The sequence below is a fragment of the Streptomyces sp. NPDC031670 genome, from assembly GCF_055580545.1.
On the sequence record NZ_JBVILC010000001.1, the window covers coordinates 334,332 to 344,488 of the forward strand.

A 10,157-nucleotide genomic window follows, 5' to 3' on the forward strand; every position below is an offset into this window, starting at 1 on the left:
GTTTCGCTCAGGGGTACGGCGCACGGGAGCACGGGGCGGAAAGGGGCAAGCGCCGCACGCCCCCGGGGCCGACAACCGTGTCCAACCCCCACCGCGTCGACGACGGTTTGTGGCCGCCGGTGTCTCCAACGTGTGAATCTTGTGCGCACTCACCTGTGCTGTTGCCGCAGCAATGGGTAGCATCCGGCGGCAACATCCAGCACGAGGAAAGCGAATTCTCATGGCGGACGAGCCGGACTTCACCACACTCAAGGACCAGTACGCGGCGCGCGTCACCGCCGACCTGGAGGCCAACCAGCAGGACCAGGCACGCATCCGCGCGGAACTCGACTCGCTGAAGGGGCAACTGGAGGCCCTGGAGCGGGACCACGGTCTGCTGCAAACCATGCAGCACACCCTCGTCAGCACCGCCGGCGCGGCGGCGCAGGCGGCGGCGCAGGCCTCGGCGGCGACGGAAACGGCCAAGGCACCGCGCAAGCGCACCACCAAGTCGCAGTCCACGGCCAAGACACCGTCCCCCGCCGCGGCATCCGCCTCCACACCCACCGCCGCGCCGGTGCCCAAGCCGCGTAAGGCCCGGGCACAGAAGCCGGAGACGACGGAGGTGGAGGAGGCAACGAAGAGCAAGACGGCCAGGACGGCCAAGGCGGTCAAGGGCACCAAGGCGGCTCAGAGCCCCAGGAAGGCCGCTTCCCAGGCCAAGAAGCCGACCCGGAAGAGCGCGGAGAACAGTGGGCCCACCCTGCGCGAGGTGGTGCTCGGCCTCTTCGCGGGCCACCAGGAGCCGCGTACGGTCGCCGACATCCTCACCGAGCTGACCACCCATCACCCGGAGCGCAACACCAGCCCCCAGGTGGTCCGCAACACCCTCGAAGCACTGGTCGCCAAGGGCGAGTTGGAGCGCGAGCGCAAGCAGGGCTCCGTGTTCTACACGGCCAGCCGCGCAGCTGCGCCCGCCGAGAAGCAGGAAGAGAAGACCGAGGCACCCACCGCCGCTACGGAAGGTGTGGCCGCCCCCGCCACAGCTTCCGCGCCGGCGCCCGCGACCGCCTGACGGGAACGCGCGGCCACGCGTCGTAGCCACCCCGGTGCCCAGGCATCCGCAACGGGGTGGCCACGTCCGTCAGTCTCGGTCGGTGTCGGTCACTGCCCGCCGTACCCCGGCACGGGGTTCATGGTGATCACACCGCCCTGCCCACCGGAGCCACCCGGGTCATCGGAGCCGCCGGAGGCACCTGAACCCCCCGCGCCACCCGAGGCACCTGAACCACCGGAGCCACCGGACACCTGTCCCTGTCCCTGACCCTGGTCCTGGCCTTGCCCCTGATCCTGGCCTTGCCCCTGGTCCTGACCTTGGTTCTGACCTTGGCCCTGGCCCTGGTCCTGCCCCTGTCCTTGGTCCTGTCCCTGTCCCTGTCCCTGGCCCTGACCTCCCGCCCCGATCGTCGCCCCCGTGGCCGTCAGCGCGCTCGTCACCGGCTGGAAGAACGTCTCCCCGCCCGCGGTGCAGTTCCCGCTGCCCCCGGAAGTGAGGCCGACCGCGGCGCCGTCTGCGGTGAACAGGGACCCACCGCTGTCGCCCGGCTCCGCGCAGACGTCGGTCTGGATCAACCCGGTGACCGTGCCCTCGGGGTAGTTCACCGTGGCGTCGAGGCCCGTGACCGTACCGTCGTGCAAACCGGTCGTGCTGCCCATGCGCAGGACGCGCTGCCCCACGGAAGCGTCCGCCGCGGCCGTGATCTCGACCAGCTTCCCCGAGCCCGTGTCGACCGCGCTGGGGGCCTGCGTGGCGGCGTCGTCGTAGGTGAGCAGGGAGAAGTCGCCGTTGCCGGGGAAGGTCGCCTTCTGGACGGTCGCGGCGGGAGCCCCGCCCGCGCTCAGGGACCACTTCTTGGCCGCCACACCGCAGTGGCCCGCCGTGAGAAACCCCGGTTTGCCGTCCTGGGTGGTGACGTTGAAACCCAGCGAGCAGCGGGCGCCGCCCCCGAAGATGGCGTCACCGCCCTCGCTGAACGCCGTGAACCGCCCGGCGGACTTCTGGATCCTGGCGGTGTCCGCGCCGAGGGCGCGTACGGCCTTCTCCAGCTTGTTCCACTGCGCCCCCTTCACCGTCCGGTCCGCCGAGACCACGATGCGGTTGGTCCGGGGGTCGACGGCCCAGGCGGTGCCGGGGATGGTCGCGGTACGGGCGAGGGTGTGCGCCGCCGAGCGCAGTTCGGCCGCGCTGTTGCGGACCGCGCGCGGCACCGCTCCCGCCTTCTTCACCTGGGCGTCGGCGTTGCTGTCGTTACCGGCGATGTTCACGATGAGCTGCCGCTTGGCGGCGTCGTAGTACGAACCGGCGAAGGTGTCACCGAGCTGCCGGGCGAGGCCGCGTGCCGCTTCGGCCGCCGCGGTGGTGTTCATCTTTCCGGCCGCGGCCCCGGACGGGGACTGGGGCTCCGGCTGGGACGCGTTCGCACGTGGGAGCAGTACGGCCGCTGCGATGAGGCCCGCGGCCCCGGCTCCCGCCATCACGGCCCGCCGCTTGGGTATGCGCCTGTGAGTCAACTCGCCGCCTCCTGGTATCTGTTCCGTACCGATCGGGATCGGTGGAAGGTGTGCGGTCCTAGGTACGGATGGGACGGCTGTGGTGTTCACCTTCGTTGCGAAAGAACACTGTTGACGCCTCGTCAGCAAAGCTCGACGCGGGTCGTGGGAGCTGCTCAAACCGCGGCGCACACCCACTTCCCCGCTGTCTCAGCGGCCCGCGAACCTCCCGCTCACCTCCGTCAGAAGGCGCCGTGCGTCCGCGCCGAGATGTGGCCCCGCGAGCCATGCGGCCGGGCGGGAGCCGAGTGAGGTGTTGGAGACCAGGACGAGTGCTCCGTCCCCCCGGCGCACCAGCCAGCCGCCGCCGGACGAGCCCTCGGTCATGGTGCAGCCCATGCGGTACATGTCCGGCTGGTCGGCGGCGACCGAGAACGATCCGGGGCGGTCGGCGCAGTGGAAGAGGGACGAGCCGTCGAAGGGGCGGCCCGCCGGGTACCCCACGATGTCGACCGGGCTCCGCGACCCGGACAGCTCGGCGTCGAAGCCGACGTCCGCCGCCGCGCCGGCCGCCTCCTCCAGTGATTTCGTCTCCCCGGCGGCCTGCCGTACGTGCAGTACGGCGAAGTCGAAGGCCGCCCCCACCCCGGCACCGTCCGTGCCGTGGTCGATCCACTGCTGGGACGTCTGCGCCCAGTCCGCCCACCAGATGCCCAGCGGCGCGGCGCTGTTGGAGCCGCCCGTGGCCACCGGGCCGCGCTTGTCGAAGCCGGGGACGAAGACGATGTTCCTCAGCCATCCGCCGTCCTTGCCCGAGTGGACGCAGTGCCCGGCGGTCCACACCAGGTTGGAACGCCCGGGGCGGGCCGGGTCGCGCACCACGGTGCCGGAGCAGGCGGCGGGGCCCTTGGGGGTGTCGAAGAAGAGCCGGCCGGCGGTGGGCGCCCGGTCGCCGTAGGGACGGGCGACGGGACGTGCGGGCACGGCGTCCGGCTCGGGGTCGGAGACTCCGCGGGGCATGTGCCTGCCGTCGAAGGCGCGTTCGCCCTCGGTGGCCCCGGCCATCCGCTCGGGCCCCCACAACCCGTCCACCACGGGGTTGACGAAGTCCGCGGCGCCCCGCAACCACCGTCCCACGCTCCAGTCCTGCCATCCACGGGGTGTCCGGCTGGGGTCGGCTCGCCGTGCGGCCCCGGCCGGACCGGCGGACCCGACCGCACCGGAACCGTCCCGCGGTCCCGTGGAGTTCTTGGTGACGGTGTACGCGAGTCCCCCGGCCACCACGGCGACGAGCAACCAGGCGGCCGTCCCCCGGAGGCGACGGCGAAGACGGCCGACCATACGAAGACGGGGAAAAGGCACGGGCTCCTCCTCGGGCGCGACACGCTACTGCCCGGTTGATACGGCACCGCGCCCCTCGGCGTTCAACCACCGGTGCCGGGCGCCCGATCGGCGTTCGGACGCACCGGCCCGGCCGGTTCGCGCCTCGACACCGCCCGTCCGCCGAGGCCGTACGAGCCGCTCCGTCAGGTTTCGGCGACGCCCCTCAGCCGATGTCCAACCGCACGGAGATCCGCTTCAGCCTGCGCAGTTCGCTCTCGCTGAGGCCGCCCCACACCCCGCGCTTCTCGTTGTTCGACAGCGCCCACTCCAGGCACGGGGTGGTCACCGGGCATCTGCGGCAGATCGCCTTGGCCTCGGCCAGTTGCTGGTCCGCGAAACGTCTGCTGTACGTAGGGAAGAACAGCTCCGGATCCTCCGTACGGCACGCCGCACGCTTTCGCCAGTTCACAAGAAGACTCCCTCCTCGGCAACGAGTGACGCGATCGACTCCCGTAGGGGTCTTGGGCGTTGTTACGTCAGCCGCTGACGGTCCGTTCAAAGCGAACCGCGCGACCGACCGCGCCTCACCGCCGGACGAAGACCCCGATGCCGTTGGCGACCGCGCGTTCGAAGCTGCCGGGCGGCCGGTTGCGTACGACGACTGCCTGGTCGCCCGGGCCGCGGGTGGCGAGCGTGGAGGAACCGCCGCCGTCCAGGTTGACCGCGTCGTCGGCGCCCATGTCCTTCAGGAGGCGGGCGAGTTCGGCCAGTGTCAGACCCGCGTCGCTCTCGGCCGCGCCGTTCAGGGTGACGAGGTAGAGGCGGTGTCCGTGGCCGCCGATCCCCGCGCCGGTACGGGTGGCGGCCGTGCGGTCGTCGAGCCCGTCCAAGGGGGTACGGGCCCGCAGCACCGGCATGCCGCCCACCGCGAACACCAGTGGCCCCCGGCGGCTGCGCAGCCGGTAGCCGAGCGCGGCCCGGTCGCCGGGCCGGAGCGCGCGCAGGGCGGACGCCCCCTTCTCGCGCCCCGCCAGGACGACCGTACCGGCGGCGATCGGTCCCGAACCCAGGACGTCCGAGGTGCTGACGACACGGCCCTTGCGTACCGTCACCTCGTACGTGTCCGTGGTGCAGGGCGCGCCGCGCACCACATCGGTTCCGCACGCCGCCCGCGCCCGGGAGACGGCGCCCCACTTCGTGGTGAAGGCACCCACCCCGTCCACCGGCACGGCGTACTGGTTGAGCCCGTCCAGGCGCAGCCGGCCGCCGGGGGTGTCCACGGCTCCCTCCAGCGTGAGGCGGTCGAGGCGTCCGTTGCCCGCCGGGCCGACACCGATGACGTCGCGGGCGCTGGTGCCCGGCGGCAGGGCGGGGCCGAACCGCTGGCCGTCGGGGACGGCGCCCTTCAGCGGCTGTCCGGACGCGACCGCCGGGCCGGAGGAGGCGCCGGTGGCCTCCACGCCGGGGTGCTGGGCCTCGCTGATGTCGAAGAAGTCCCCGTTGACGGCGGCGACCGCGTCCCGGGCGTCGGCCATCGCGGTCACCTTCGCCCGGGCGGCCACCGCGCCCGGGGTGAGGAGGTCCACCGTGACATGGGGGTTGTTCAGTTCCGCCACCACGAGGTGACCACGCGTCAGCCCATGGGAGGCGGTGACGGTGAAGCTCCGGTAGGAGACGCCGGGCGCGACGGCGACCGGCCCCCCGTAGCCGATGGCCGGTGCGCCGCGCGCGGCGCCCGGCGCCGGCGCGCCCTGGGCCACGACCATCCCGGCCGCGACGATCCCTGTCAGCGCCAGGCGCGTCCGGCCCCGGGACCACCCCATCGCGCCTCATCTCCCGAGACCCACTCCGCACTCCGCATCGGCAGCCGCAGCCTAGCGAGGAGCGCGGCGGCCCACGGGCAGGCTCGACGCGATGGCCGAGAACGGCCCCCGGCGACCGTCCCGACGGCTGCGGCGGCGGCGCCCGCCCGAGCGGCGTGCCACAGTACGCTCATCAACGTCTCGCTCACCCGGAAACGGTGCTGAACCGGGCCGCGCCCCGGACGGCGGCGCGGCGGAAACTTCAGCAGACCTGGAGAAGTACATGAGCGCTACGCCAACCGGTGGCACCCCGGGTGAAGTTCATGGCAGCACACCCCCGGCGCGGCCCACAGTGGTCACACCGGAGATCACCCACGCGGAGTGCCGCAAATGCGGAACGCGTGTGGCCGGGCTCGACGGGCGGTACGCCTGTGGCGTGTGCGGGTGGACCAACGACTGGTCCGAGGGGCACCGGCCGCTGCCGCGCGCCGAGGACGACCCCGACTTCCCCGGTCCCGGCATCGTCCCGGAGAACCCGTTGGCGGACTGAGCCGTACCGGAGTCCGGCGCGCGGGAGGCCGCCGCCGCCGGACGCCGCCGCGCCCGCGCGCGCCGTGCGCTTGAATGTCCCCCACGACCTGGGAAGGAACAGAGCTGCGGTGCGTGTACTACAGGGCATCATGGGTGCCGTCATCGTGCTGGGCATCTTCTCCTCGGTGCTGCGCACCCTGGTGATACCCCGTCCGACGCGCTCGGGCTTCACACAGCTCGTCCACGGGTTGGTGCGGCGGCCGTTCCAGATGGTGGCCGACCGGCTGACCGGGGCGGAGTCGAAGGACCGGGTGCTCGCGCCGGTGGCGCCGCTGGCCGTCGTGGTGACGCTGATGGCGTGGCTGGGGTGCTTCATGGTCGGCTACGCGCTCCTGGAGGCCGCGGTCAGCCGGCTGCCGTTGCGGGACGCGCTGGTCGAGTCCGGCTCCTCCCTCTTCACGCTCGGCTTCGCCGGCGGCAACCGCGTCACGCTGAACGCCATCGACTTCTGCGCCGCCGCCACCGGTCCCGTCGTGATCGGCCTCCAGGTCGGCTATCTGCCCACTCTCTACGGGGCCTACCAGCGGCGCGAGACGGAGGTGACGCTCCTTCAGTCGCGCGCGGGCGACCCGCCCTGGGGTCCGGAGATCCTCGCCCGCTACGCCCAGGTCGAGCTGCTGCACAGCCTCACCGAGCTGTTCCGCAACTGGGAGCGGTGGAGCGCCGAGGTGAGCGAGAGCCACACCACCTATCCGGTCCTGGTCCACTTCCGCTCCCCCAAGGCCAACCGCAACTGGCTGATCGCGCTGCTGGCCGTGATGGACGCGGCGGCCCTGCGTCTCGCCTTCAACCCCTCCCGGCCCTCGGCCGAGATCCGGCTCGCCCTGCGGGCCGGGTTCGTGTGCCTGCGCGACATCGCCGATCTGCGGGGCATCGCGTACGACCGCGACCCGCGCCCCGACGACCCGATCCAGCTGAGCTACGAGGACTTCCTCCACGGCGTGGCACGGATGGCCGACCAGGGGTACCCGATGGAGCGCACGCCCGAGGAGGCGTGGCCGCACTTCCGTGGCTGGCGCGTCAACTACGAGCAGCTCGCCTACTGGCTGGCCAGGGACATCGACGCCGTCCCCGCCCCCTGGTCCGGGCCGCGCCGCACCACGGTCGCCGTCCGCACGCCCGTCACCCCGATCGACCGCCGCCCCGTGGGATGACCCTCCCGGCCGGGTGCGCGGCTGCCGAGGGGGGCCTGTGAACACCCCTCGTCCGCACTCGTCGCCGTGGCGACGGGTCGCCGGGGAACAGGCGCGCGCCGCAGCGGCGGAGTACGTACTGATCGTGCTGCCGGCGTTCGGCATGGGTGTGCAGATCAACCACGGCACGCCCGCGGCGCCGGCGCCCGCGCTGCTCCTGCTGAGCGCCGTCGCCCTGGCGGCCCGGTCCGCCACGGAGTGAGGGGCGCCGGACGGAGCCGCCCGCCTCACGCCGACTGCTGGTGCCAGGCGTCCTGGAAGTTGCGGCGGGCGCGGTGCAGCCGGGAGCGGACGGTGCCGACGGGCAGGGCGAGGGTCCGGGCCATCTCCTCCTCGTTCATGCCATAGACGGCGCGCAGCATGAGCACCTGCCGGTGGTGGTCGGGCAGCCGGTCCATGGCGTCGGAGATGTGCACGGTGTCCAGGGGGTTGCCGTCCAGGGCGCGGTCGGTCAGGTCGTCGGTGGGGCCCTGGCTGAGGCGTTTGGAGGTGCGGACCGCCTCCCGTACGGTGACGGCGCGGACCCAGCCGTAGAAGGCCTCGGGTTCGCGCAGCCCCCGGATGCCGCGGAATATGGCGAGCATGGCCTCCTGGGCGGCGTCGGAGCTGTGGTTCTGGGCGATGGGCAGACAGAGCCGGCCGACGAAGGGGGCGATGTGCAGGAGGATGTCGTTCATGGCGCGGTCGTCCCCGGCCTGGGCGCGCGGCAGCAGGGCCGTGGCGACGGGGGCCTGCGTGTCGTTCGTGGTGATCACCGCGGGAGTACTCCTGGACTCGGTCTGCTCGTACGAATGCGGGACGGGTGCGTGCCGGGTGCCGGCCGCGCGTCCCTCACGCGGGCACCGCCACCGCGCCCTCGGCGTCGTCGCGGCGGGCGGCGAAGGCGAGCAGGGAGGTCTGCAGGGCGGAGCGGAGATCCTCCATCTGCTCGCGGGTGAAGCACTGCGCGCTGTAGGGGAGTTCGAGGCCGAGCCTGCCGTCGAAGGAGACCACGCAGACCATCAGCGGTCCGCGGCCGGCTTCGGGGAAGTAGTGCTCGCGCGCGGGGACGAGGCGTACATCGGTGACCTGGAGACCGGTCGGGGTGGCCGGCCCGGAGACCCGGCCCATGTTCGTCACGATCACGCTGGTGGCGAGGAGCGCCGGATGCTGCGGGACCTTCGGCAGGAGGTGGAGTTCCTGGAGGTAGTCGCCGCGTGCGATGGCGGTGTGCAGGTTCTCGGTGACGTGGCGGGCCAGGGCGAGCGGGTCGGCGTCGTGCGCCACGTCGAGCACGTCCAGGCAGGAGGTGACCGCGGGCACCATCACCTCGCGCGCCAGCGGCGGGGTGAGCCGGGAGCGCAGGTCGACGGGGGACATACAGCCGAGCGTGCGCGTCCCGGGCTCGCCGCCGAGGCGGCGGCGGACGGCGGTGAGGGCCGCGGCGGCGATCAGCCCGTGCACCGACACGCCCTCGGCCTTCGCGAAGCTCAGCACGCGGGCGGTGTCCTCGCGCTCCAACAGAACGCGCACGACGCCGAGTTCGGGCTCGCCGGGTGTCGGCTCGGTGCCGGCGGCCTCGTACGGCAGGCAGACGACGGGTTTCTGGCGGGTGCGCTCGACGCGACCCGCGAGGTACTCCTCGGCCTCCGGCGCGGAGACGGTCGGCAGCAGGTGGGAGACGGGCTCGGGCCACCGCTCGCCGAACTCGCCCGCCGCGCCGGGGAGTCCACCGGCCAGCCGGGTGTAGGTGTCCCACAGCGCGTTCTGGAGGGCGATGCCGCTGTGGCCGTCGGTGATGGTGTGGTCGATGCTGAGCACCATGGTGTGCTCGTCGCCGCCGCGCAGCAGTACGGCCCGCACCAGGGGTCCGCCGACCGGCAGCGGGGTGTTGAACTCCTCGGTGTAGGCGCCGGGTCCGCCCTCGCGCACCAGCAGCCTCGGCACCTCGTCCGCCGCCAGCGGCTGGAGCACATGGGCCCCGTCCTCGACGGCGATCCGGCAGCGCAGCGAGGGGTGCTCGGCGACCTTGGCGGCGAACGCCTCGGCGAGCAGCTTCTCGTCGAGGTCGCCGCGGACGGTGCAGGAGAGCACGGCACGGCTCCGCTGCGCCACGTAGATCGTCTCGACCGGGCATAACCTGCGCTGCATCCCCATGACCTTTCGACTTTCCTTTGTCCCGGCGGTATACCGGACCCGGCCGCGCCCCGGACTCCCCGGAATGGGGCCGCTCGCACGGACCGGCTGGGAGCGGGGCGCACGCATACGAAGTACGCATACGGAGACGGAACCCTTTCCCCATTGCGGCCAGACCGTTTCGGCCCAGACCCGGATCCCGAATCGCGCTTCAGTGAAGCCGCAATTCCATTCTCTCGCAAGGGTTTCGGAAGAGCCCGCGAAGTGACCTATCCCTCAGCCGCCGCGAGCCCGGCCCGCGACCGCAGTGAGGGGAATACCCACAGCGCCCCGGGCGCTAACCGGACCCGCCCTCCCATCTCCGGAACGCGAGCCGATTTGGCTCAACTTCGGCGTTTGACGAGCCGCACCAACCGCTCGTATACCGCGATTTCCCCAAGGGGCACATGCCAACAGCACGGTCTTTCCTCGGCGCATGGCTGGTTTGTTGACACGAAGTAAACTCCACAAGCTGGCTCGATTCATGCGGCCGTGCTCATGACATACAAGGTCGGGAACCGGTCAATGGGCCAACTTTTGACGGCTCGTCGGGGGACACGCCCGG

The 10,157-nt window shown here is 72.3% G+C and carries 10 protein-coding genes; 4 read left to right on the forward strand and 6 right to left on the reverse strand.

The annotated features are described in order from the left end of the window. Positions 1–220: 220 nt before the first annotated feature. Positions 221–1,054 (forward strand): hypothetical protein, encoded by an 834-nt coding sequence (locus tag ACZ5ID_RS01535; protein ID WP_468892388.1) that lies wholly within the window; start codon positions 221–223, stop codon positions 1,052–1,054. 89 nt (positions 1,055–1,143) lie between these two features. Here ACZ5ID_RS01535 and ACZ5ID_RS01540 read toward each other — a convergent pair whose 3' ends face one another. The 4 genes from ACZ5ID_RS01540 to ACZ5ID_RS01555 all read right to left on the reverse strand — a co-directional run bounded on the left by ACZ5ID_RS01540 (position 1,144) and on the right by ACZ5ID_RS01555 (position 5,675). Beyond that, on the reverse strand, positions 1,144–2,550 hold the full coding sequence (locus tag ACZ5ID_RS01540) for a S1 family peptidase (RefSeq protein ID WP_468892390.1): 1,407 nt from the start codon (positions 2,548–2,550) through the stop codon (positions 1,144–1,146). A 189-nt stretch (positions 2,551–2,739) separates the two neighbouring features. Then, positions 2,740–3,666 (reverse strand): trypsin-like serine peptidase, encoded by a 927-nt coding sequence (locus ACZ5ID_RS01545; RefSeq protein ID WP_468892392.1) that lies wholly within the window; start codon positions 3,664–3,666, stop codon positions 2,740–2,742. 409 nt (positions 3,667–4,075) lie between these two features. Next, complete coding sequence (locus ACZ5ID_RS01550) at positions 4,076–4,321, reverse strand: WhiB family transcriptional regulator (RefSeq protein WP_406553093.1); 246 nt, start codon at positions 4,319–4,321, stop codon at positions 4,076–4,078. 115 nt (positions 4,322–4,436) lie between these two features. Beyond that, on the reverse strand, positions 4,437–5,675 hold the full coding sequence (locus tag ACZ5ID_RS01555; RefSeq protein WP_468892394.1) for a phosphodiester glycosidase family protein: 1,239 nt from the start codon (positions 5,673–5,675) through the stop codon (positions 4,437–4,439). A 262-nt stretch (positions 5,676–5,937) separates the two neighbouring features. Between ACZ5ID_RS01555 and ACZ5ID_RS01560 the strand changes: the two genes are divergently transcribed. The 3 genes from ACZ5ID_RS01560 (at position 5,938) to ACZ5ID_RS01570 (ending at position 7,640) form a co-directional block, all read left to right on the forward strand. Continuing rightward, on the forward strand, positions 5,938–6,204 hold the full coding sequence (locus ACZ5ID_RS01560) for a hypothetical protein (RefSeq protein WP_468892396.1): 267 nt from the start codon (positions 5,938–5,940) through the stop codon (positions 6,202–6,204). 109 nt (positions 6,205–6,313) lie between these two features. Further along, the gene (locus ACZ5ID_RS01565) at positions 6,314–7,399 is read left to right on the forward strand and encodes a hypothetical protein (RefSeq protein WP_468892398.1); all 1,086 of its coding nucleotides are present in this window, start codon (positions 6,314–6,316) and stop codon (positions 7,397–7,399) included. Between the two features lie 37 nt (positions 7,400–7,436). After that, positions 7,437–7,640, forward strand: a complete 204-nt coding sequence (locus ACZ5ID_RS01570) for a hypothetical protein (protein ID WP_468892400.1) — start codon at positions 7,437–7,439, stop codon at positions 7,638–7,640. 25 nt (positions 7,641–7,665) lie between these two features. Here the strand turns inward: ACZ5ID_RS01570 and ACZ5ID_RS01575 are convergent, their stop codons facing one another. Together ACZ5ID_RS01575 and ACZ5ID_RS01580 are read right to left on the reverse strand one after the other, a co-directional pair. Next, the gene (locus ACZ5ID_RS01575) at positions 7,666–8,193 is read right to left on the reverse strand and encodes an RNA polymerase sigma factor (protein ID WP_406553088.1); all 528 of its coding nucleotides are present in this window, start codon (positions 8,191–8,193) and stop codon (positions 7,666–7,668) included. Between the two features lie 76 nt (positions 8,194–8,269). Then, positions 8,270–9,574, reverse strand: coding sequence for a phthiocerol/phthiodiolone dimycocerosyl transferase family protein (locus ACZ5ID_RS01580; protein ID WP_468892401.1), 1,305 nt, complete (start codon positions 9,572–9,574; stop codon positions 8,270–8,272). Positions 9,575–10,157 lie beyond the last annotated feature (583 nt).